At 71.3% G+C, this 22,793-nt stretch carries 19 protein-coding genes and 1 riboswitch; of the genes, 11 read left to right on the top strand and 8 right to left on the bottom strand.

Going from position 1 to position 22,793, the window contains the following annotated elements; genetic code table 11:
* Positions 1 to 88: 88 nt before the first annotated feature.
* From frr to ACZ42A_RS21660, 7 genes are all read left to right on the top strand, one after another.
* Complete coding sequence (gene frr, locus ACZ42A_RS21690; RefSeq protein ID WP_043506945.1) at positions 89 to 646, top strand: ribosome recycling factor; 558 nt, start codon at positions 89 to 91, stop codon at positions 644 to 646.
* On the top strand, positions 646 to 1,764 hold the full coding sequence (locus ACZ42A_RS21685; protein ID WP_468528885.1) for a phosphatidate cytidylyltransferase: 1,119 nt from the start codon (positions 646 to 648) through the stop codon (positions 1,762 to 1,764). Before frr ends, ACZ42A_RS21685 begins: the two co-directional genes overlap by 1 nt.
* Positions 1,765 to 1,895: 131 nt before the next feature.
* Entirely contained in the window at positions 1,896 to 3,002 is a 1,107-nt protein-coding gene (gene rlmN, locus ACZ42A_RS21680) for a dual-specificity RNA methyltransferase RlmN (protein WP_468528884.1), read from the top strand.
* A 24-nt stretch (positions 3,003 to 3,026) separates the two neighbouring features.
* Positions 3,027 to 3,132: riboswitch (TPP riboswitch) on the top strand.
* A gap of 78 nt (positions 3,133 to 3,210) precedes the next feature.
* The gene (locus ACZ42A_RS21675) at positions 3,211 to 4,296 is read left to right on the top strand and encodes a thiamine ABC transporter substrate-binding protein (RefSeq protein WP_468528883.1); all 1,086 of its coding nucleotides are present in this window, start codon (positions 3,211 to 3,213) and stop codon (positions 4,294 to 4,296) included.
* On the top strand, positions 4,272 to 5,969 hold the full coding sequence (locus ACZ42A_RS21670) for an ABC transporter permease (protein ID WP_468528882.1): 1,698 nt from the start codon (positions 4,272 to 4,274) through the stop codon (positions 5,967 to 5,969). Before ACZ42A_RS21675 ends, ACZ42A_RS21670 begins: the two co-directional genes overlap by 25 nt.
* The gene (locus ACZ42A_RS21665; protein ID WP_468528881.1) at positions 5,970 to 6,989 is read left to right on the top strand and encodes an ABC transporter ATP-binding protein; all 1,020 of its coding nucleotides are present in this window, start codon (positions 5,970 to 5,972) and stop codon (positions 6,987 to 6,989) included. It abuts the gene before it with no gap.
* A gap of 25 nt (positions 6,990 to 7,014) precedes the next feature.
* The gene (locus ACZ42A_RS21660; protein ID WP_468528880.1) at positions 7,015 to 7,812 is read left to right on the top strand and encodes a maleylpyruvate isomerase family mycothiol-dependent enzyme; all 798 of its coding nucleotides are present in this window, start codon (positions 7,015 to 7,017) and stop codon (positions 7,810 to 7,812) included.
* Between the two features lie 70 nt (positions 7,813 to 7,882).
* Here the strand turns inward: ACZ42A_RS21660 and ACZ42A_RS21655 are convergent, their stop codons facing one another.
* The 6 genes from ACZ42A_RS21655 to ACZ42A_RS21630 form a co-directional block, all read right to left on the bottom strand.
* On the bottom strand, positions 7,883 to 8,572 hold the full coding sequence (locus ACZ42A_RS21655) for an LAETG motif-containing sortase-dependent surface protein (protein ID WP_468529065.1): 690 nt from the start codon (positions 8,570 to 8,572) through the stop codon (positions 7,883 to 7,885).
* Positions 8,573 to 8,814: 242 nt separating this feature from the next.
* Positions 8,815 to 9,222: a VOC family protein gene (locus ACZ42A_RS21650; RefSeq protein ID WP_468528879.1), complete on the bottom strand. Its 408-nt coding sequence runs from the start codon at positions 9,220 to 9,222 to the stop codon at positions 8,815 to 8,817.
* Positions 9,223 to 9,337: 115 nt separating this feature from the next.
* Entirely contained in the window at positions 9,338 to 10,723 is a 1,386-nt protein-coding gene (locus tag ACZ42A_RS21645; RefSeq protein WP_468528878.1) for a hypothetical protein, read from the bottom strand.
* Positions 10,705 to 11,442: an ABC transporter ATP-binding protein gene (locus tag ACZ42A_RS21640; protein ID WP_468528877.1), complete on the bottom strand. Its 738-nt coding sequence runs from the start codon at positions 11,440 to 11,442 to the stop codon at positions 10,705 to 10,707. The genes ACZ42A_RS21645 and ACZ42A_RS21640 overlap by 19 nt, the downstream gene beginning before the upstream one ends.
* Before the next feature lie 195 nt (positions 11,443 to 11,637).
* On the bottom strand, positions 11,638 to 13,002 hold the full coding sequence (locus ACZ42A_RS21635) for an aspartate aminotransferase family protein (RefSeq protein WP_468528876.1): 1,365 nt from the start codon (positions 13,000 to 13,002) through the stop codon (positions 11,638 to 11,640).
* 19 nt (positions 13,003 to 13,021) lie between these two features.
* Positions 13,022 to 13,537, bottom strand: coding sequence for an Lrp/AsnC family transcriptional regulator (locus ACZ42A_RS21630; protein ID WP_468528875.1), 516 nt, complete (start codon positions 13,535 to 13,537; stop codon positions 13,022 to 13,024).
* A gap of 162 nt (positions 13,538 to 13,699) precedes the next feature.
* Between ACZ42A_RS21630 and ACZ42A_RS21625 the strand changes: the two genes are divergently transcribed.
* The 3 genes from ACZ42A_RS21625 (at position 13,700) to ACZ42A_RS21615 (ending at position 17,993) form a co-directional block, all read left to right on the top strand.
* Positions 13,700 to 15,139, top strand: coding sequence for a gamma-aminobutyraldehyde dehydrogenase (locus ACZ42A_RS21625; RefSeq protein ID WP_468528874.1), 1,440 nt, complete (start codon positions 13,700 to 13,702; stop codon positions 15,137 to 15,139).
* A 163-nt stretch (positions 15,140 to 15,302) separates the two neighbouring features.
* Positions 15,303 to 16,490 (top strand): ABC transporter substrate-binding protein, encoded by a 1,188-nt coding sequence (locus ACZ42A_RS21620; RefSeq protein WP_468528873.1) that lies wholly within the window; start codon positions 15,303 to 15,305, stop codon positions 16,488 to 16,490.
* A gap of 213 nt (positions 16,491 to 16,703) precedes the next feature.
* Complete coding sequence (locus ACZ42A_RS21615; protein ID WP_468529064.1) at positions 16,704 to 17,993, top strand: HNH endonuclease; 1,290 nt, start codon at positions 16,704 to 16,706, stop codon at positions 17,991 to 17,993.
* 12 nt (positions 17,994 to 18,005) lie between these two features.
* Here the strand turns inward: ACZ42A_RS21615 and ACZ42A_RS21610 are convergent, their stop codons facing one another.
* On the bottom strand, positions 18,006 to 18,941 hold the full coding sequence (locus ACZ42A_RS21610; RefSeq protein ID WP_468528872.1) for a hypothetical protein: 936 nt from the start codon (positions 18,939 to 18,941) through the stop codon (positions 18,006 to 18,008).
* Between the two features lie 118 nt (positions 18,942 to 19,059).
* Here ACZ42A_RS21610 and ACZ42A_RS21605 point away from each other — a divergent pair, with 118 nt between their 5' ends.
* Entirely contained in the window at positions 19,060 to 21,303 is a 2,244-nt protein-coding gene (locus tag ACZ42A_RS21605; protein ID WP_468528871.1) for a heavy metal translocating P-type ATPase, read from the top strand.
* A 48-nt stretch (positions 21,304 to 21,351) separates the two neighbouring features.
* On the opposite strand, the gene ACZ42A_RS21600 is transcribed toward ACZ42A_RS21605, so the two are convergent.
* Positions 21,352 to 22,512 carry a serine hydrolase domain-containing protein gene (locus ACZ42A_RS21600; RefSeq protein WP_468528870.1) on the bottom strand — a complete coding sequence of 387 codons (1,161 nt, stop codon included), beginning with the start codon at positions 22,510 to 22,512 and terminating at the stop codon, positions 21,352 to 21,354.
* Positions 22,513 to 22,793: the final 281 nt, after the last annotated feature.

Genomic DNA, 22,793 nt, shown 5'->3' with positions numbered 1-22,793 from the left:
CGTGCAGGAAGAAGACGCGACGCAGCCGGCCGCCGACCACAACACGTCAACCGCAGCCGGGCCTACTCAAGACACGCAGGAGCAAGTGGTGATCGAAGAGACCCTCCTCGAGGCCGAGGAGAAGATGGAGAAGGCCGTCGTGGTCGCCAAGGAGGACTTCGCCGCGATCCGCACCGGCCGTGCGCACCCGGCGATGTTCAACAAGATCGTGGCCGACTACTACGGCGCGCCGACGCCGATCAACCAGCTGGCCTCGTTCTCCGTGCCGGAGCCGCGCATGGCCGTCGTGACGCCGTTCGACAAGAGCGCGCTGCGCAACATCGAGCAGGCGATCCGCGACTCCGACCTGGGCGTCAACCCGAGCAACGACGGCAACATCATTCGCGTGGTGTTCCCCGAGCTGACCGAGGAGCGCCGCCGCGAGTACATCAAGGTCGCCAAGGGCAAGGGCGAGGACGCGAAGATCTCGATCCGCTCGGTGCGCCGCAAGGCCAAGGACGCCATCGACAAGCTGATCAAGGACGGCGAGATCGGCGAGGACGAGGGCCGGCGTGCGGAGAAGGAGCTCGACGACACCACCGCGAAGTACGTCGCCCAGGTGGACGAGCTCCTGAAGCACAAGGAAGCCGAACTGCTCGAGGTCTGATGAACGACTCTTCCTGGGGGGCGCCGCAGACCGGGTACTGGGGGCCGTCCGACCAGGGGCCTGTCGCGGGGTCCGCCCCGGCGGGTCCCGCGTACGATGCGCGTGACGCGCAGCAGACTCGGCCCATGCCCATCGTGCCCGACGTATCCGCACACGGCGGAAACCAGGATGACGACCGGGGGGCCGCTCGGCTGAGCGGCCCCCTGTTCCGAGACGAGAGCACGTCGGCGCCCTCCCCTGGAGCGCCGCAGAATCCGGATGCCATGCCCGACGCCCCGCAGCCGGCCCCCGCACCGCAGAAGAAGAGCGCGGGCCGGGACCTCGGTGCCGCGATAGGGGTCGGGGTCGCGCTCGGCGCGGTGATCGTCGCGTCGCTGTTCGTCGTCAAGGCCGTGTTCGTGGGCGTGATCGCGGTCGCCGTGGTCGTCGGGCTGTGGGAGCTGACCAAGCGGCTGGAGGAGCGCAAGGGCATTCGCGCTCCGCTGGTGCCGCTCGCGGTCGGCGGTGCGGCGATGGTCGTCGCCGGGTATGTCCGGGGCGCCGAGGGCGCGTGGGTGGCGATGGCGCTCACCGCGCTGGCGGTGCTGGTCTGGCGGATGACGGAACCGCCGGAGGGTTATCTGAAGGACGTCACGGCCGGTGTCTTCGCCGCGTTCTACGTGCCGTTCCTGGCCACGTTCGTCGCGATGATGCTGACGGCCGAGGACGGGCCGTGGCGGGTACTGACGTTCCTGCTGCTGACGGTGGTCAGCGACACCGGGGCGTACGCCGTCGGCTGGCGGTTCGGCAGGCACAAGCTGGCGCCGCGGATCAGCCCCGGCAAGACCCGCGAGGGCCTGCTGGGCGCGGTGACGTTCGCGATGGCGGTGGGCGCGCTGTGCATGGAGTTCCTGGTGGACGGCGGCTCCTGGTGGCAGGGGCTGCTGCTCGGCCTCGCGGTCGCGGCCAGCGCCACGCTGGGCGACCTCGGCGAGTCCATGATCAAGCGGGACCTGGGCATCAAGGACATGGGCACCCTGCTGCCGGGCCACGGCGGCATCATGGACCGGCTGGACTCGCTGCTGCCGACTGCTCCGGTGGTGTGGCTGCTGCTGGTGGTCTTCGTCGGGAGCGCCTGACAGGTCGTATACGACGCCGGTGAGACCCCGCCCTGCCGAGGGCGGGGTCTCGTCGTCTCGGCGAAGGCCCGCTGGGCGGCGGAGACGGGCGGCTCGGGACACCCAAGTCGATCTGCGACACTGGATGCACCATGCCCAAGCCCGGAGAACTCACTTTCGTCGCGCCGCGCGGAGCCAAGAAGCCGCCGCGGCACCTTGCCGATCTCTCGCCCGCGGAGCGGAAGGACGCCGTCGCGGAGATCGGTGAGAAGCCGTTCCGTGCCAAGCAGCTCGCGCAGCACTACTTCGCGCGCTACGCGCACGACCCGGAGCAGTGGACCGACATCCCCGCCGGTTCCCGCGAGAAGCTGCGCGAGGCGCTGTTCCCGGAGCTGATGACGGTCGTCCGGCGTCTGTCGACCGACGAGGGCGCCACCCGCAAGACGCTGTGGCGGCTGTTCGACGGCACGCTCGTGGAGTCGGTGCTCATGCGCTACCCGGACCGGGTGACCATGTGCATCAGCTCGCAGGCCGGGTGCGGGATGAACTGTCCCTTCTGCGCCACCGGGCAGGCGGGGCTCGACCGCAACCTCTCCACCGCCGAGATCGTGCACCAGATCGTGGACGGCATGCGGGCGCTGCGCGACGGCGAGGTGCCCGGCGGACCCGCGCGGCTGTCGAACATCGTCTTCATGGGGATGGGCGAGCCGCTCGCCAACTACAAGCGGGTGGTCGGTGCCATCCGCGCCCTGACCGACCCCGCCCCCGACGGGCTGGGCCTGTCGCAGCGCGGTATCACCGTGTCGACGGTCGGGCTGGTCCCGGCGATCCACCGGTTCGCCGACGAGGGCTTCAAGTGCCGCCTCGCGATCTCGCTGCACGCGCCCGACGACGAGCTGCGCGACACCCTCGTCCCGGTCAACACCCGGTGGAAGGTGCGCGAGGTCCTGGACGCCGGTTTCGAGTACGTCGAGAAGTCCGGGCGCCGGCTGTCGATCGAGTACGCGCTGATCCGGGACATCAACGACCAGGCCTGGCGCGGCGACCGGCTCGGGCGGCTGCTCAAGGGCCGGCCCGTGCACGTCAATCTCATTCCGCTGAACCCGACCCCCGGGTCGAAGTGGACCGCCTCCCGCCCCGAGGACGAGAAGGCGTTCGTCGAGGCCATCGCCGCGCATGGTGTGCCGGTGACCATCCGGGACACCCGTGGTCAGGAGATCGACGGGGCGTGTGGTCAGCTCGCGGCCACCGAGAGGTAGTCTGACCGCCGTCAGTACATCTACATATTCCGACAGGGGAGCGCCACAGCGCTGAGAGTGCGGCACCGGCCGCAGACCCTCCGAACCTGGCCCAGGTCATTCTGGGTAGGGAGATCGGTCATCACTCGAGCTGTTGCGCCCTGCCCGGGACTCCCAGAGATCCCGGGCAGGGCCGCGTCTCTTCCTGGTCACCCCCAGGAGGAATTCAGTGAGCATCACCAAGAAGGCCACGCTCGTGGCCGTCGGGCTCGGCCTGGTCACGCTGTCCGCGTGCGGGTCGTCGGACGGGGACGCGTCGTCCGGCGGCTCCGGATCCAAGACCGTCACGCTCGTCAGCCACAACTCGTGGGCCGTCTCGAAGGACGTCCTCGCCGCCTTCGAGAAGGAGTCCGGCTACAAGGTCAGGGTCCTGGAGGACGGCGACGCCGGGCAGGCCGTCAACAAGGCGATCCTGACCAAGGACAACCCGCAGGGCGACGTCTTCTTCGGTGTCGACAACACGCTGCTGTCCCGCGCCCTCGACAACGGTCTCTTCCAGTCGTACGAGCCGAAGGGCTCCGATCTGGTCCTGCCCGAGTACCGCGTCGACCAGGAGGAGCACCGGGTCACGCCCGTCGACACCGGTGACATCTGCGTCAACTACGACAAGGCGTACTTCAGCGAGCGCAAGCTGACCCCGCCGGACTCCTTCGACGACCTGACCAAGCCGGAGTACAAGAACCTCCTGGTCACCGAGAACCCGGCCACCTCCTCGCCCGGGCTCGGCTTCCTGCTCGGCACGGCCGCGCAGTACGGCGACGACGGATGGCAGGACTACTGGAAAAAGCTGAAGGCCAACGGCGTGAAGGTGGTCGACGGCTGGGAGCAGGCCTACAACGAGGAGTTCTCCGGTTCCGCCGGCGGAAAGAAGGCGGGCGCCGACCGGCCGCTGGTGGTGTCCTACGCCTCCTCCCCGCCGGCCGAGGTGATCTACGCCGACCCGAAGCCGAAGACCGCCCCGACCGGTGTCGCCATGGGCACCTGCTTCCGGCAGGTCGAGTACGCGGGTCTGCTGAGCAACGCGAAGAACCCCGAGGGCGGCAAGGCGCTGCTGGACTTCCTGCTCACCAAGGAGTTCCAGGACGACATGCCGCTGAACATGTTCGTCTACCCGGTGCGGGAGGGCGCCCAGGTGCCCGAGGAGTTCGTGAAGTACGGCCCGCAGGCCGAGGACCCCGAGACCATGGACCCGGCGAAGATCGCCGACAACCGTGACGACTGGGTCAAGTCGTGGACCTCGCTCGTACTGAAGTAGCCCCCCGCAAGGGAGCCCCGCGAGCCCCGCGCAAGGGCGGCGCGAGGAGCGCGGCGGCGCGGCTCGGGCTCATGGCCCTGCCCGTCGCGTTCTTCGCCGTCTTCTTCGCCTACCCCGTCGCCGCGATCGTCGCCCGCGGGCTGACGGTGGACGGGGCCTGGCAGTTCGGGCGGCTCGCGGACGTCCTCGGCGACCCCGCCATCCGGCACGTCCTGTGGTTCACCACCTGGCAGGCGCTCGCCTCCACCGCGCTGACCCTGCTGATCGCGCTGCCCGCCGCGTACGTCTTCGCCCGCTTCGCCTTCCCCGGCAAGCAGGTGCTGCGCGCGGTGGTGACCGTCCCGTTCGTGCTGCCCACGGTCGTGGCCGGTTCGGCGTTCCTGGCGCTGCTCGGGCGCGGCGGGCTGCTCGACGAGCTGTGGGGCGTACGGCTGGACACCACGGTGTGGGCGATCCTGCTCGCGCATGTCTTCTTCAACTACGCGGTCGTGGTCCGCACGGTCGGAGGGCTGTGGGCGCAGCTCGACCCCCGGCAGGAGGAGGCCGCGCGGATGCTCGGCGCGTCCCGGTGGGCGGCCTGGCGGCAGGTCACCCTGCCCGCGCTCGCGCCCGCCGTGGCCGCGGCCGCGCTGATGGTGTTCCTGTTCACCTTCACCTCCTTCGGCGTGGTGCAGATCCTGGGCGGGCCCGCGTTCTCCACCCTCGAAGTGGAGATCTACCGGCAGACGTCGGAGATCTTCGACCTGTCCACGGCCGCGGTGCTCACCCTGATCCAGTTCGCGGCGGTGGGCGCGATCCTCGCCGTGCACGCCTGGACGGTACGGCGGCGGGAGACCGCGCTGCGGCTGGTGGACGCGGCGGTGACCGCGCGCCGGCCGCGCGGCGCCGGGCAGTGGGCGCTGCTGGCCGGGGTGCTCGTCACCGTCGCCCTGCTGCTGGTGCTGCCGCTGGCGGTGCTGGTGGAGCGCTCCCTGGACGCGCCCGGGTTCGCCTACTACGAGGCGCTGACCCGTGCTGACGGCGGCACCTTCCTCGTCCCGCCGATCGAGGCGATCGGCAACTCGCTGGAGTACGCCCTCGCGGCCACCGCCATCGCCGTCCTGATCGGCGGGCTCGCCGCTGCGGCCCTCACCCGGCGGGACGCCGGGCGGTTCGTCCGCGGGTTCGACGCGTTGCTGATGCTGCCGCTGGGCGTCTCCGCGGTGACCGTCGGCTTCGGCTTCCTGATCGCGCTCGACGAGCCGCCGCTGGACCTGCGGGCCTCCTGGATCCTGGTGCCGCTCGCGCAGGCGCTGGTTGGTGTCCCCTTCGTCGTACGGACCATGCTGCCCGTGCTGCGGGCGGTGGACGTACGGCTGCGGGAGGCCGCGGCGGTGCTGGGCGCGTCGCCGTGGCGGGTGTGGCGGGAGGTCGATCTGCCGATGGTGCGGCGGGCGCTGCTGGTCGCGGCCGGTTTCGCGTTCGCCGTGTCGCTGGGCGAGTTCGGGGCGACCGTGTTCATCGCGCGGCCCGACAACCCCACCCTGCCGGTCGCCGTGGCGCGGCTGCTGGGGCGGCCTGGCGACCTCAATTACGGGCAGGCGATGGCCCTGTCGACGATTCTGATGGTGGTGTGCGCGGTGGCGCTGCTGGTGCTGGAGCGGCTGCGGACCGACCGGACGGGGGAGTTCTAGATGCTTCTGGGCCTTGAGGGAGCCACCGTGCGGTTCGGCGGCCGCGCCGTGCTGGACGACGTCGATCTGGCGGTCGCCGAGCACGAGGTGGTGTGCGTGCTCGGGCCCAGCGGCAGCGGCAAGTCGACGCTGTTGCGGGCGGTGGCCGGGCTCCAGCCGCTGGACTCGGGGCGGGTGCTGCTCGACGGACGCGACCAGGCGGGCGTGCCCGCGCACCGGCGGGGCGTCGGGCTGATGTTCCAGGACCATCAGCTGTTCCCGCAGCGGGACGTGGCCGGCAACGTGGCGTTCGGGCTGCGGATGCACGGCCTGCCCAGGCCGGAACGGGACGGGCGGGTCGAGGAGTTGCTGGAGCTGGTCGGGCTGCCCGGGGCCGGGCGGCGGGCCGTGGCCGCGCTCTCCGGCGGCGAGCAGCAGCGGGTCGCGCTGGCCCGCGCGCTCGCGCCCCGGCCGCGGCTGCTGATGCTGGACGAGCCGCTGGGCCAGCTCGACCGCTCGCTGCGGGAGCGGCTGGTGGTGGAACTCCGGGAGCTGTTCGGCCGGTTGGGCACCACCGTGCTCGCGGTGACCCACGACCAGGGCGAGGCCTTCGCGCTCGCCGACCGGGTCGTGGTGATGCGGGACGGGCGGATCGCCCAGTCCGGGACGCCGCTTCAGGTGTGGCAGCGGCCGGCGGACGCGTTCGTGGCCCGTTTCCTCGGTTTCGACAACGTGGTCGACGCGACCGTCGCCGGGCAGGCCGCGGCCACGCCGTGGGGCAAGGTGCCGGTCCCCGAGGGCGCCGCGCAGGGGGCGCGCACGCTGCTCGTCCGGCCCGCCGGAGTGCGCCTGGTGGCCGCCGACGCGGGCCTGCGCTGCACGGTCGCCGCCCGCACCTTCAAGGGCACCCATGTCGCCGTGCACCTCCAGCCGGAGGACGCCCCGCGCCTGGAGGCCGCGTGCGCGCTGAGGTCCGCGCCCGAGGTCGGGGACGTGGTCGGCGTGGAGTTCGACGTGGCCGAAATCGTGGTGCTCGACTGAGCGAGTGGATCATAGGGTGCGAGTCATGAGCCGACTCGCACATGACCGCTACTGCGACGAAATAGCCCACCAGGTGAGCCTGTTGAGGGCCGTCGTCACCTCCGGCGCCGACCTCTCCGCGACCGTCCCGACCTGCCCGGACTGGTCCCTGGAGCAGCTGGTGCGGCACACGGGCGGCGCCCTGCGCTGGGTGGAGCTGCTGGTGCGCACCCGGGCCGAGAAGAACGTCGACGAGGGCGCGGTGCCGGGCGCCGCCGGCCCCGAGGTCACGGGGGACGCGGCCGCGCTGGACGCCTGGCTGGCGGAGAGCGGCGAGGCGGTCGTCACCGCACTGCGGGAGGCCGGGCCGGAGGCCGCGGTGTGGGCGTGGTCCGGGATCAACACCGCCGGGTTCTGGGCGCGCCGTATGACCCATGAGATCACCGTGCACCGCGCCGACGCGGCGCTCGCCGCCGGGCTGCCCTACGAGGTGGCGCCCGAGGTGGCGGCCGACGCCGTGGACGAGTGGCTGGAGATCGTGCAGTTCGTGCAGCGGGCCCTGCCGGACGACTCGGCCAACGAGCTGCGCGGCGGGGGCCGCGGTCTCCATCTGCACGCCACCGACACCGCGCCCGAGCTGAACGCCGAGTGGGTGATCGAGCTGACGGAGGACGGGGTGGTCTGGCGGCGCGGCCACGAGAAGGCGACCGTCGCGCTGCGCGGCCCGCTCACCTCCGTGATGCTCGCCTTCTACCGCCGCCTGCCCCTGGACAGCCCGGAGTTGGAGGTGCTGGGGGAGCGGGAGCTGCTGGAGTTCTGGCTGGAGCGGGCGACGTTCGGCTGACCCGGGCCCGGACGCGCGGACGGCCCGCCCCCTCGGTCGTACCGGGGACGGGCCATCGTAGGGCGGGTGATCAGCGGTCGCTGTTCGCGCCGCGGCGGCGCAGGCCGAAGAACACCGCGCCACCGCCGATGACGACCAGGGCGGCCGCGATACCGGCGATCAGACCGGTGTTCGAGCTCGCACCGGTCTCGGCGAGGTTGGACTCCCCAGCCGCGGGGGACGGCGCGTTGCTCGCGGTGTCCGCGGGCGCGGTGCTGCCGCCCTCGGAGGCGGACGGGGTGGGAGCGGCGGAGTCCTCCGGGGCCGAGGGGGTCTCGGAGGCCGACGGAGTGTCCGACGGGGTGTCCGAGGGGGTCTCGGACGGGGTCGGCGTCGGAGTCGGAGTCGGGGTGTCCCCCGGCTTGCAGGGGGTGGACGGGGTGGTCAGGTTCGGCTTGATGTCCTCGTCGACCTGGTTCCCGGCCTTGACGTGGATGCGGTAGGTGGCGTTCGGCTTCCAGTTCTCCTCGAAGGTGATCGTGACACCTTCGCGGGAGCCCCTGACCTCCTGGGTGCCGACCAGGCGTTCGTCGGCGCCGTTGTTCTCCAGGTAGACCGAGACGGTCGCCGGGACGCCCGTCGGGTCCTTGTCGGTGACCCTGATGACACCCTTGGTGCCGTCGCACTCGGCGGCGGCGGAGAACTCACTGATGTCGCAGGCGAGGGCGGTGCCCGCGACGCCGAGCGCGAGCGCGGCCGAGGCGGAGGCGACACCGATCATGCGCACGGAACGTGCAACGTTACGGCGAGTTATGGACACGTTTGTCCTTTACGGGATACGCACATGCGGGGGGTTGACGGGGGAGACGGGGTGACGCCGGCATACGGCCGGCGCCCCGGCACCCCCAGGAGGCTCACAGGTTTATAAGCGCTCCGTAAGCAGTGTCAATGCATGTGCGCGCCTGGGGAGTTGGCTTTGCCCGCTTATTAACCGCCGGGATGTTTGAGCGGTGTGGCGGACCGTCAGCCCTCGATCGCCGCCGGGTCCATCCAGACGACCTCCCAGGTGTGGCCGTCGAGGTCGTCGAAGGCGCGGCCGTACATGAAGCCGAGGTCCTGCGTCTCGCCGGTGGCCTTGCCGCCCGCCGCGATCGCCTTGTCCACCAGCTCGTCGACCTTCTCCCGGCTCTCCGCGCTCAGCGCGATCAGCACCTCGCTGGTGCGGGTGGCGTCCGCGATCTCCTTCTTGGTGAACTGGGCGTACTTCTCCTTGGTGAGCAGCATCGCGACGATGGTGTCGCTGATCACCACGCTGGCCGCGGTCTCGTCGCTGAACTGCGGGTTGATCGTGTAGCCGAGCTCCGTGAAGAACTTCTTGGAGGCGTCGAGGTCGGCGACGGCCAGGTTCACGAAGATCATCTGCTGGTACATGCTGGTCTCTCCCGTGGGTTCCGTTGTGTCTCGGGTTCCGTTGTTTCTCGGTGGGACAGACCGGCGTGCCGTCGGGAACTCATCGCCGTACGGAGATTTTTTTCGTACGAGTTTCTCAGTGGGCCAGCGGCTGGGCCGCCAGCGCGGCGACGATCAGCGTCAGCGGACCGAACATCGCCAGCAGCGCGCCCGCGCGCAGGGCGGCGGCACCGCGCAGCACCGTGGCCGGGGCGCCGAGCCGGAGCAGGGCGGCGGTCGTGTCGGCGCGGGCCTGCCGCGCCTCCACGGCGGCGGTGACGAGCGTGGCCGTGGCGCAGCCCGCGACCACCAGCGTGCCGAGGGTGGTGAGGGGGCCGAGGGCGGCCGGGCCCTGGAGCGTGGCCAGGGCGTACGTCGCGGAGGCGACCGCGCAGACCACGCCGAGGGGGCGGCCGATACGGGCGGCCTCCGCCATCAGGGCACGCCCCGCGAGGAGGCGGAGGGCGCCGGGGCGCACGGACTGCAGGAGGAGGCCGCAGACGTGGGTGAGGCCGGGGCCGGCCAGAGCGAGGCCTACGGCGGTCAGGGCCCAGCCGATGAGGACGCCGAGGGGGCCGAGGGCGAGGCCGCTGGGCATGGTGAGGTCGGTGGGGGTGGTGGTGTGGCCCGCGTAGGCCTCCACGGCCAGGCCCGCGGTGAGGGTGGCGATGCCCCAGGGGAGGGTGCTCGGGGTGGCGGTGTCGGGTGCGGTTTCGGTGCCCGGTGTGTGCCGCGTACCCGGCGTTTCGCTGTCGGGGTCGGTCGCGCTGCCCGGCGCTTGCGGGATGCCGTCGGCATGACGGCCCGCCAGGTGGACGGGTGCTACCTCAGCCTGCGTGGCTGCCCGCGGCTTGGCGAAGCGGGCGCCGAACCTGCCGTACGCGCCGAATGTCTCCCGTTCCTTCGCCCCGTCCCGGTACGCCCCGAAGCGGCCGAAGCGGCGGCGTGGGCCCTGGGGGGCGGGCTGGGGCTCGCGGGGGCGGAGGACCAGGGCCACCGAGAGGGAGGCGATGGCCGGGACTGTCGCCAGCAGGGTCAGGGCGCCCGGCAGGGGCAGGGGCCGGTCCGCGGCGAGGAAGTCCGCCGCGGCGCCGTCGAAGGGCATGCCGGTGAGATCGCCGCGGAGGTGGAGGAAGACGAGGAGGGCCAGGAGGGAGCCCAGGATGGTGGCCAGGGCTGTGGTGATCGCCGAGATGGCCATGAGGCGGGCCGGGCCCAGGCCGACCGCCGAGAGGCCGGGGCGCGGGGCGGTCGCGGGGTCGGTGCGGGCGACGGCGACGGCGAGGTGGACCGTCGCGGCCAGCGGCGCAGCGCACCAGGCCAGGCGCAGGAGGAGGGACCCGGCCGGGTCGTCGGGGTGGCCGAGCGCGTAGCCCAGGGCGGACAGCAGGAGGAAGCCCGTGCCGGCCGAGGCCGCCGCGACGAGCAGGCGGCGCAGCTGGACGGCCGGGTGGGCGCTGCGGGTCAGGCGGAGAGCGAGCACGCGGCCCGGCCTTCCGACTCGGGGGCAGGGGGCAAGTGGACGGTCTTCACGCGCCGTCCGTCCAGGAGGGAGACCGTGCGGTCCGCCAGGGCCGCGGTGTCCGGGTCACCGGTGGCCAGCACCACCGTGATGCCGTGCGAGCGGGCCGCCGTCGTCAGGGTCCGCAGGACGTGGCCGCGGTCCGCGCGGTGCAGGGGAGCGGTGGGCTCGTCGGCGAACAGGACGGTGGGGGCGGGGGCGAGCGCGCGGGCGATGCAGACGCGCTGCCGTTCCGACTGGACGAGGTCGGCGGGCCGTTTGCGGGCCGTGTCGCCGATGTCGAGGCGTTCCAGCCACTCCTGTGCGGCGACCTTGGCCCGGCGCCGGGTGGTGCCGCGCAGCATCAGGGGGAGCGCGGCGTTCTCCCAGACCTTCAGCTCCGGTACGAGCGCGGGGGCGGGGTCGATCCAGCCGAACCGGTCGCGCCGCAGCCGTTCCCGGGCGAAGGGGCCCATGGTGTGCACGGGGACGCTGTTGAACCAGACCTCACCGCGCTGGGCGTGCACCAGCCCGGCCAGACAACCGAGCAGGGTGCTCTTGCCGCTGCCGCGCGGGCCGGTGACGGCCAGGATCTCGCCCTCCCGGACGCCGAGCGAGACGCCGCTCAGCGCGGGGGAGCCGTCCTTGTGCGTGAAGTGCAGTGACCGTGCCCAGAGCACGTCGTTGTCCGGGGCCTCCATGGGCGTACACCTCGGTTCAGATCCGTAGTTCCCGTGCCTGTTCCCCCGTGCGGGGGAACGAAGGCGGGGCCGATCGGTTACCAGGCACGCTAAGGAGCCGGGGGCGCGACGCCGGACAGCACGCGGCCCGGGGTGCACCCTTCTCACTCGTTCGGGTGCACCCCGGGCCACGGGAGTCGCTGTACGCCGGAGGGTTTACAGCTTGGTCCACGCCTCCGTGAGCGTCGCGCGCAGGATCTGCTCGATCTCGTCGAACGTCTCCTGGTTGGAGATCAGCGGCGGGGCCAGCTGGATGACCGGGTCGCCGCGGTCGTCGGCACGGCAGTACAGGCCGTTGTCGAAGAGCGCCTTGGAGAGGAAGCCATAGAGCACGCGCTCCGTCTCCTCCTCGTTGAAGGACTCCTTGGTGTTCTTGTCCTTGACCAGCTCGATGCCGTAGAAGAAGCCGTTGCCGCGGACGTCGCCGACGATCGGCAGGTCGTGCAGCTTCTGCAGCGTCTTCAGGAACGCGCCCTCGTTGTCGAGGACGTGCTGGTTCAGGCCTTCCTTCTGGAACAGGTCGAGGTTGGCCAGGCCGACCGCGGCGGAGACCGGGTGGCCGCCGAAGGTGTAGCCGTGCAGGAAGGTGTTGTCGCCCTTGTAGAAGGGCTCGGCGATGCGGTCGGAGACGACGCAGGCGCCGATCGGGGAGTAGCCCGAGGTCATGCCCTTCGCGCAGGTGATCATGTCCGGCACGTAGCCGAACTTGTCGCAGGCGAACGTGGTGCCGAGGCGGCCGAAGGCGCAGATGACCTCGTCCGAGACGAGCAGGACGTCGTACTGGTCGCAGATCTCGCGCACGCGCTGGAAGTAGCCGGGCGGCGGCGGGAAGCAGCCACCGGCGTTCTGCACCGGCTCGAGGAAGACCGCGGCGACGGTGTCCGGGCCCTCGAAGAGGATCTGCTGCTCGATCTGGTCGGCGGCCCAGCGGCCGAAGGCCTCGGGGTCGTCGCCGTGGATCGGGGCGCGGTAGATGTTGGTGTTCGGCACCTTGTGCGCGCCGGGGACCAGCGGCTCGAAGGGGGCCTTGAGGGCCGGCAGGCCGGTGATGGACAGGGCGCCCTGCGGGGTGCCGTGGTAGGCGACCGCGCGGGAGATGACCTTGTACTTGGTCGGCTTGCCCTGGAGCTTGAAGTACTGCTTGGCGAGCTTCCAGGCGGTCTCGACCGCCTCGCCGCCGCCGGTGGTGAAGAAGACCTTGTTGAGGTCGCCCGGGGCCTCGTTCGCCAGGCGCTCGGCCAGCTCGACGGCCTTGGGGTGGGCGTAGGACCACACCGGGAAGAAGGCCAGCTCGCTGGCCTGCTTGGCGGCCACCTCGGCGAGTTCGGTACGGCCGTGACCGGCCTGGACCACGAAGAGACCCGCGAGACCGTCGAGGTAGCGCTTGCCCTTGTCGTCGTAGATGTAGGTGCCCTCACCGCGGACGATGGTCGGGACGGGGGAGTTCTCGTACGACGACATGCGGGTGAAGTGCATCCACAGGTGGTCGTACGCGGTTCGGCTGAGGTCCTTGGTGCTCACGGTTATCGGGTCCTCACGGTTATCGGGTTCCCCACATGTAGGTCTGCTTCTTGAGCTTCAGGTAGACGAAGCTCTCGGTGGAGCGCACGCCGGGCAGGGCCCGGATGCGCTTGTTGATGACGTCCAGCAGGTGGTCGTCGTCCTCGCAGACGATCTCCGCGAGGATGTCGAACGAGCCCGCGGTCATCACCACGTACTCCACTTCCGACATGCCGGTCAGCGCGTCGGCGACGGACTCCACGTCGCCCTCGACGTTGATCCCGACCATCGCCTGCCGGCGGAAGCCCACGGTGAGCGGGTCCGTGACGGCGACGATCTGCATCACGCCCTGGTCGAGCAGCTTCTGGACGCGCTGGCGCACGGCCGCCTCGGACAGGCCCACGGCCTTGCCGATCGCGGCGTACGGCCGGCGGCCGTCCTGCTGCAGCTGCTCGATGATGGCGAGGGAGACGGCATCCAGCTGGGGGGTGCCGTTCCTGGACTCGCGGGAGTCCCTCTGGTCTGCGCTTCGACTGGCCACGACCTCACTGTGCACGAGGACTCGACAGTTTTGCAAGGCCGGATCGATGAAATCCGTTGTTTACGTGATCGAGGCTTGCGGATTTCGCAGATTCGGCCCCTTGGGGGGTGTTGAAACGGTGGGGCGACCGACTAGGGTGGGCATCTCAAGGAATGGACATCGACAGGAGGGCCGGCAGTGACCACCGAACTGCGTCGCCTGCGCAACTACATCGACGGAGAGTTCCGGGACGCCGCCGACGGACGGACCACCGACGTGGTGAACCCCGCCACCGGCGAGGCGTACGCCACCGCACCGCTGTCCGGGCAGGCCGACGTCGACGCCGCCATGGCGGCCGCCGAGGCCGCGTTCCCGGCCTGGCGCGACACCACGCCCGCCGAGCGGCAGAAGGCCCTCCTGAAGATCGCGGACGCGTTCGAGGAGCGCGCCGAGGAACTCATCGCGGCCGAGGTGGAGAACACGGGCAAGCCCATCGGGCTGACCCGCTCCGAGGAGATCCCGCCGATGGTCGACCAGATCCGCTTCTTCGCGGGCGCCGCGCGGATGCTGGAGGGCCGCTCCGCGGGCGAGTACATGGACGGGATGACCTCGATCATCCGCCGCGAGCCGGTCGGCGTCTGCGCGCAGGTCGCGCCGTGGAACTACCCGATGATGATGGCCGTGTGGAAGTTCGCCCCGGCGATCGCCGCGGGCAACACCGTCGTCCTGAAGCCGTCGGACACCACCCCGGCCTCCACCGTGCTGATCGCCGACATCGTCGGCTCGATCCTGCCCAAGGGCGTCTTCAACGTCATCTGCGGCGACCGCGACACCGGCCGCATGATGGTCGAGCACCCGGTCCCGGCGATGGCCTCCATCACCGGCTCGGTGCGCGCCGGCATGTCCGTCGCCGAGTCCGCCTCCAAGGACCTCAAGCGGGTCCACCTGGAGCTGGGCGGCAAGGCGCCGGTCGTCGTCTTCGAGGACACCGACATCGCCAAGGCCGTCGAGGACATCTCCGTCGCGGGCTTCTTCAACGCCGGCCAGGACTGTACGGCCGCCACGCGCGTCCTCGTCCAGGAGTCGATCCACGACGAGTTCGTCGCCGCGCTCGCCAAGGCCGCCGCCGACACCAAGACCGGCCAGCCGGACGACGAGGACGTGCTCTTCGGCCCGCTGAACAACCCGAACCAGCTCAAGCAGGTCGCCGGCTTCATCGAGCGCCTCCCCGCCCACGCCAAGGTCGAGGCGGGCGGCCACCAGGTCGGCGAGCGGGGCTACTTCTACGCCCCCACCGTCGTCTCCGGCCTGAAGCAGGACGACGAGATCATCCAGAACGAGGTCTTCGGCCCGGTCATCACCGTGCAGTCCTTCACCGACGAGGACCAGGCGGTGCGGTACGCCAACGGCGTCGAGTACGCCCTGGCCTCCTCGGTGTGGACCAAGGACCACGGCCGTGCGATGCGCATGTCGAAGAAGCTCGACTTCGGCTGCGTGTGGATCAACACCCACATCCCGCTGGTCGCCGAGATGCCGCACGGCGGCTTCAAGAAGTCCGGCTACGGCAAGGACCTGTCGGGCTACGGCTTCGAGGACTACACCCGCATCAAGCACGTCATGACGTCGCTGGACGCGTGACCCTGCGGGACCTGTGAGCCCGTGGCCCCGGACGGAGGACGGACCGTCCGGGGCCACGTACTTTCCTGCCGTCTGCGCTTCTTGACAGGCTGTCGGATGTGCCGGGCCGTGCTCGGCGCGGTGTCGATTGTCCGCCCGAGGCCGCGCCCGGCATCCTTCCGGGATGCCCCCCAGGATCACCTACCCGCGTCCCTCCCGTCGTTCCCTGCTGCGCGCCCTCGGCGGCGCCGCCCTCACCGGCCTCGCCGGCTGCGGCGTACCGGCCGCGTATGTGGCGCCCGGTGAGCGGGCCGCCGACGATCGCTCGGCCACCGACAAGCGGCTGACCTGGGCGAACTGGCCGCTGTACATCGACACTGACGACGCGGACGAGACGCGCCGGCCCACGCTGGAGGCGTTCGAGCGGCGCACCGGAATCTCCGTCGACTACGTCGAGGAGATCAACGACAACGACGAGTTCTTCGGCAAGATCGGCCCCGCGCTGATGAACCACCAGCCGACCGGCCGCGACCTGATCGTCATCAGCGACTGGATGTGCGCCCGGTTCGTCCGCCTGGGCTGGGTGCAGGAAATGGACCGCGCCCGGCAGCCCAACGTCACCCGGTACCTGGACCCACTCCTGCGCTCACCCGCCTTCGACCCCGGCCGCGCGTACACCGTGCCCTGGCAGTCCGGCATCACCGGCATCGCCTACAACCGCCGGGCGCTGGGCCGGGAGATCCGCCAGGTCTCCGACCTCTGGGCGGACGACCTCAAGGGCAGGGTGACCCTGCTGTCCGGCCTCGACGAGGCGTTCGCGCTGCTGATGCGGGGCGAGGGCGTCGACATCACCCGCTGGACCGCCGACGACTTCCACCGCATGTGCGACGGCGTGGAACGCCAGGTCCGCCGCGGCCAGATACGCCGCTTCACCGGTAACGACTACATCAAGGACCTCTCCAGCGGCGACGTCCTCGCCTGCCAGGCGTACTCCGGCGACGTCATTCAGCTCCAGGCCGACGACCCCGACATCCGCTTCGTCGTCCCCGAGGAGGGCGCCGAGCTGTGGTCGGAGTCCCTGATGATCCCCAACCTCGCCGACCACAAGGCGAACGCCGAGCGCCTGATCGACCACTACTACGACCCCGAGGTCGCCGCCGGCCTCGCCGCCTGGGTCAACTACGTCTGCCCCGTCCCCGCCGCGCAGGACGTCCTGGCCTCCGCCCAGGACGAGGAGACCGCCGCCCTGGCGGAGGACCCGCTGATCTTCCCGGACACCGCGATGCGCGAACGGCTGGCGATCGCGCGGGACATCACCTCGGAGGAGCGGGTGGAGTTCGGGAAGCGGTGGAACGGGATCGCCGGGTTGTGACGGCCCTTGCGGACCGGCGGCGCCGGCCCTCGATGTCAGTGCCGTGGTCTACCGTGCGCCCTCGGCGACGAACCGCGTCGCGCCCAGCGTGGTGAGAGAACGAGGCAGGAACCCGTGCGGAGATGTGCGGTATGCGGCGTGGACATCGGCCACCGGCATGGACTGGCGAAGTACTGCTCGGATACGTGTGCTCGGGAGGCGCGCCGACCGGCCATGCTCGTCTGCGAGGAGTGCGGTACCCGCTTCGTCCGGCCGAACCGCCCGGGCGCCCCTCCGCGTTACTGCTCCGAGGAACACCGGGCCGCGGCGACGGCCCGGAAGGCCAGGAGCAATCACGAGGCCCGTATGGAGGAGCTGCGCCTTGTTCGGGGCGACAGAAGGTGCGAGGTCTGCGGTGCCGACATCAATCACCTCAAGGCCTTCGCGAGATACTGCGGCCGGTCGTGCTCCTACAAGGCCCAGGGGCATCTGCCGCGTCAGCCCGCCATGTCCCCTGAGGAACGGCTGCTCAGACGGCGCGAGAGGCGAGCCGCTGCCAGGCCGGCCTCGACGGTTCACCAGTGCGTGGGCTGTGGGGACCTCTTCGAATGGCCCGGCGGCAAGGCGGGGCGCAAACCGCAGCGCTGTCCACCATGTCGGAGGCTCGGCGAGCCGAGGGCACGCACGGAGCCGCTTTCGTGCAAGGGATGCGGCCTGTCCGTCCCGGATGAGAGGGGTGCCCTCGCTCTCTACTGTTCGGTCGAGTGCCAGGTCGCCACGAACAACGCCGCGCAGGCGGAGCGTCGCAAGGCGCAACGGCTGGAAGCGAAAGAAGACCGGCAGTGTGCGGTCTGCGGGGTGGAGATCGAGGCGCGGGAACACGGTCTCCGGAAGTACTGCGGTCAGGGCTGCTGGTACCGCGCCAACTACATTCCCAGGCCGAAAGCGCACTCCTGTGCCTGGTGCGGTGACACGATGTCCCATCGTCCGGCCACCGCCAGGTTCTGCGGGCAGCCGTGTTCCTTGAAAGCCCTGTACAAGCGCAAGGTGGGCACGGCTCTCCGTTCCCGCCCCTGCGCCTACTGCGGAGCGCGAATGCCGCTCAGCACGGCGAACCGCCTCTACTGTTCCGGCCAGTGCTCCCGGCGGGCCTACCTCGAGGCGAACCCGGACAAGGTCCGTGCCGCGAAGCGCCGCGGGAACCATCAACGCCGGGCGATGCTGGCCGGTGCCAAGCAGTACCGAGTGACCGGGCGCGACCTCGCACGGTTGTGGACACGGTTCCGGGGCGCGTGCGCCTACTGCGGGGAGCGCTCCCCAGCCCTGCATCAAGAGCACATCGTGCCGATTTCCCGAGGCGGAGACGACGGTATCGGGAACCTGGTCCCGGCCTGCCCCGATTGCAACCTCGCCAAGGGCGACCGGACCGTCATGGAATGGCGGCTCGGGAAGAAGTCGCCACGCTACAGAAGCAGGGCGGGGAGGACTCTGATCCCGAGCCGGGCGACTTCGGCCTTGTCGTAGCCGGTGCGAGTGTCAGTGCCCGTGCGGCGCCTCCTCGTCGTGGGATTCGGACGGCCGGGTCGGGGCCGGGGACTGTTCGCCCGCGTGGACCGTGAAGGCCGCCGTGTGGACCTTGCCGTCCGTCTTGAAGTCGAGGAAGAGGCGGTAGGCGCCCTTGCTGGGGGCGGTGGCCGAGAAGGCGACCTCGGGGCCGGAGGCGGTGGTGCCGTGGGCCTCCTCGTGCGGGTGGACGTGCAGGTAGGCGAGGTCGCCGGAGCGCAGGGCGACCAGGTGGCCGTAGGCGCCGAGGTACGGCTGGAGGTCGGTGACCGGCTTGCCGTCGCGGCGGACGGTGAAGGTGAGGTCGCTCTCGCCGCCGGCCTTCAGGGTGCCGTCGAGGGTGACCGTGTAGCCGTCCACGGTGGCCGTGGCGGAGGGGGTGGGCAGGGCGTCCGGGGTGTACGCGCCGGAGACCGCGAGGTCGGCGCCGAGGGTGAGGCCCTCGCGCTCGGCGGCGGGGGTGAAGTCGGCGAGGACGCGGTAGCCGCCGGGGTCGGGGAGGGTGGCCGTGGTCGTCCAGGTGCCGTCGGCGGAGCGGGTGGGGTGCAGGTGGCGGTAGGTGGTGAGGTCGCGTGAGGCGAGGATCAGGTGGAGGTCCTTCTCGTGCTCGCGCCGGTACTCGGTCACCGGCCGTCCCTCCGCGTCGCGGATGACGAAGCGCAGGGCGGCCGGTTCGTCCGCCCGTACGCGTGGGGTCTCCAGGTCCAGGGTGTAGCCGTCCTCGGAGATCTGGAGGCCGCCGGGTGAGGTCTCCGCGGGTGCGGGGGAGGAGTGGGCGGCCGACTCGTGCCCGCTGCCGGCCTCGGTGTCCGTGGAGACCGGGGAGACGGCGTTGCCGATGCCGTACGCGGCGGCGAAGGACGCGGCCAGCGCGGCGCCGAAGGCACCGATCTTGTACAGGGGGCGCATCTCTGACTCCTGACTGCTCTTGATCTGGGTACCCGGAGGGGGTATATATGTGAGCAGCTTATACCCCCTGGGGGTATAAAGTGAAGAGGTCGATCCAGAAGGCAGCTCAGGAGGAGCGATGATCACCACGGCCCCCGGCACCACCGAGGTCGAACTCGCCATCGGCGGAATGACCTGCGCCTCCTGCGCGGCGCGCATCGAGAAGAAGCTCAACCGCATGGACGGCGTCACCGCCACCGTCAACTACGCGACGGAGAAGGCGAAGGTGAGCTACGCCGGGAACGTGACCGTCCCCGACCTGATCGCCACCGTCGAGGCCACCGGATACACCGCGCACGAACCGGCGCCACCGGAAGCGCCCCAGGAGTCCGCACCCGAGGCCGCCGACGAGCTGAAGCCGCTGCGGGAGCGGCTGATCACCGCCGTCGCCCTGTCCGTCCCGGTGATCGCCATGGCCATGATCCCGGCGCTCCAGTTCGCGTACTGGCAGTGGCTGTCCCTGACCCTCGCCGCCCCCGTCGTCACCTATGCCGCCTGGCCCTTCCACCGCGCCGCCTGGACCAACGCCCGGCACGGCGCCGCCACCATGGACACGCTGATCTCGGTCGGCACCTCGGCGGCGTTCCTGTGGTCGCTGTGGGCGCTGTTCTTCGGCACGGCCGGGACGCCCGGCATGACCCACCCCTTCGAGCTGACCATCGCCCGCAGCGACGGCGCCGGGAACATCTACCTGGAGGCCGCCGCCGGCGTCACCGCGTTCATCCTGGCCGGCCGCTACTTCGAGGCCCGCTCCAAGCGCAAGGCGGGCGCCGCGCTGCGGGCGCTGATGGAACTCGGCGCCAAGGACGTCACCGTGCTGCGCGGCGGCAGCGAAGTCCGTGTGCCCATCGGGGAGTTGAAGGCGGGCGACCGGTTCCTCGTCCGGCCCGGCGAGAAGATCGCCACCGACGGCATCGTCGTCGAGGGCACCTCCGCCGTGGACGCCTCCATGCTCACCGGCGAGTCCGTCCCCGTCGAGGTCGGCGTCGGCGACTCCGTCACCGGCGCCACGGTCAACGCGGGCGGCCGGCTCGTCGTCGAGGCCACCCGGGTCGGCGCCGACACCCAGCTCGCCCGGATGGCGAAGCTGGTCGAGGACGCGCAGAACGGCAAGGCCGCCGCCCAGCGGCTCGCCGACCGGATCTCCGGCGTCTTCGTACCGGTCGTCATCGCGCTCGCGCTCGGCACCCTCGGCTTCTGGCTCGGCAACGGCGCCGGGCTGACCGCCGCGTTCACCGCCGCCGTCGCCGTCCTGATCATCGCCTGCCCGTGCGCCCTCGGGCTGGCCACACCCACCGCGCTGATGGTCGGCACCGGGCGCGGCGCCCAGCTCGGCATCCTCATCAAGGGACCGGAGGTCCTGGAGTCCACCCGTCGCGTCGACACCGTCGTCCTCGACAAGACCGGCACCGTCACCACCGGCAGGATGACCCTCCTCGCGGTGCACACCGCCGACGGCACCGACACCCACGAGGTGCTGCGGCTGGCCGGGGCCCTGGAGAACGCCTCCGAGCACCCCATCGCCCAGGCGGTCGCCGCCGGGGCGACCGAGAAGGTCGGGGAGCTGCTCGCTCCGGAGGACTTCGCCAACATCCCGGGGCTGGGCGTGCAGGGCATCGTCGACGGACACGCCGTGCTCGTCGGCCGGGAGAAGCTGCTGGCCGAGTGGGCGATCTCCCTGCCCGTGGAGCTTCAGCGCGCCAAGGCCGAGGCCGAGGCGGCCGGCCGTACCGCCATCGCCGTGGCCTGGGACGGCGAGCCCCGGGCCGTCCTGGAGGTCGCCGACGCGGTGAAGGACACCAGCGCGGAGGCCGTCCGCCGGCTGCGGGCGCTCGGACTGCGGCCGGTGCTGCTCACCGGTGACAACCAGGCGGTCGCCGAAGCGGTGGCCGCGGAGGTCGGCATCGACGAGGTGATCGCGGAGGTGCTGCCCGAGGACAAGGTCGAGGTCGTCAGGCGGCTCCAGGCCGAGGGCCGTACCGTCGCCATGGTCGGCGACGGGGTCAACGACGCCGCCGCGCTCGCCCAGGCCGACCTCGGTCTCGCCATGGGCACCGGCACCGACGCCGCGATCGAGGCCGGAGACCTGACCCTGGTCCGCGGCGACCTGCGCGCCGCCGCCGACGCGATCCGCCTCTCCCGCCGGACCCTCGGCACCATCAAGGTCAACCTGTTCTGGGCCTTCGCCTACAACGTCGCCGCCCTGCCGCTGGCCGCGGCGGGCCTGCTGAACCCGATGATCGCGGGGGCGGCGATGGCGTTCTCGTCGGTGTTCGTGGTCGGCAACTCGCTGCGGCTGCGCGGGTTCACGGCCGTGAGCTGAGCCACCGCCGGGGCGGCCTCACCGTGAGGCCGCCCCTTTCCGTGGGTCTCATTTGAGGGCTGCCTGCACGATCCGGCCCACCACCGGATTGCCCGACTCGTCCTTCGCGTTCGTGTCGTTGACCGAGTAGACGAGCGTACGGCTCAGATCGCGGGTCGCGGCGATCGCCGCGCTGTACCCGTACCGCGCGCCGGACTTGAACCAGTAGACCCGGCCCTCGTACTCGTAGCGCTGGAGCCCCGCGCTGTAGGTGGCGCCCTTGATGTGCGCCGGGACCCGGAACATCTCCCGCAGCTGCGGCTCCGGCACGATCCGGCCCCGGAACAGCGCGGTGATCAGCCGCTCCAGGTCGGCGGTGGTGGAGATCATGTCGCCGGCGGCCCAGCGGTCCGCCTGGTTCCACTCGGTGACGTCGACCAGCCGGGTCGTGCCGTCGGGCTGCGGCATGGCCTGGTAGCCCCGGTTGTGCGGGCCGTGGATCCGCGGGTCGGTGCCGGGGAAGTACGTGTCCCGCATCCCGGCGGGCTCCAGCACGCGCCGGGTCGCCTCCGCGGCGTACGAGTGACCGGTGACCTTCTCGATCAGCAGACCGAGGATCGTGTAGTTGATGTTCAGGTAGTGCTGCCGCCTCCCCGGCCGGAACTCCGGCCCTTTCGCCACCGCCGACGCCACGACCTGCGCGGGGGAGAGGGTGTCGAAGCGGTGCTCGTACGCCTCCTCGACCGTGTTCCCGAGGCCGTCGCCCGGCTGGATGCCGCTGGTGTGGTTCAGCAGCTGCCGCACGGTGACCGGCCGGAACTCCGGGCCGAGCAGCCCGGGCAGATAGTGCTGCACCGGCCGGTTCAGGTCGATCCGGCCTTCCGCCGCCAGGTCCAGGACGACGGCCGCCGTCACCACCTTGGTGGTGGAACCGGCGCGGAACCGGGCGTCCGGGTCCGCCGCGCGCCCGCTGACCAGATCGTGTACGCCCGCACTGCCCCGCCAGACGCCGTCGCTGCCGCCGACCCGCACCAGGGCGGCGGTGGCGTGGGCGTGGGGCAGGCCGTCGAGCGCGGCTCTCAGGGCGGTGGCGTCCGGTGCCGTCCCCTGCTGGGTGACGGCAGGCGGGGTGGGGGAGGCGAAGGCCGGGGCGGCGGCGAGCGGGCCGCCGGCCGTGAGGGCGAGCACGAGGGCGGCGGCGACGGCGGTCGTACGGCGGCTGGGGCGCATGGAGGGTCCGTTCGTCGGGTCGACGGGGTGACGGTGATCATCCTCGGGCGGTACGGCGTCGTCGGGATCGTCGGTGAGGAGGGGCCGGACCCTGGCCCGACCCGGAGCAACGGCCGTGTGCGGCACGGGGGTTGTCAGGCGGATCCCCTAGGGGCCGAGGCGGGCGAGGAAAAAAAGTGTTATCCCGGGCCGCTTCCCCGCGTCTCCACGTGTGATCCCCGACCTTGCCAAGGTCCCCGTCCCGCTTGAGAGGGTGCGTGCGTTACCCAAGCCACCGGAAG

The sequence above is a fragment of the Streptomyces sp. NPDC030838 genome, from assembly GCF_055572035.1.
This window is presented reverse-complemented; position numbering and strand designations above follow the sequence as displayed.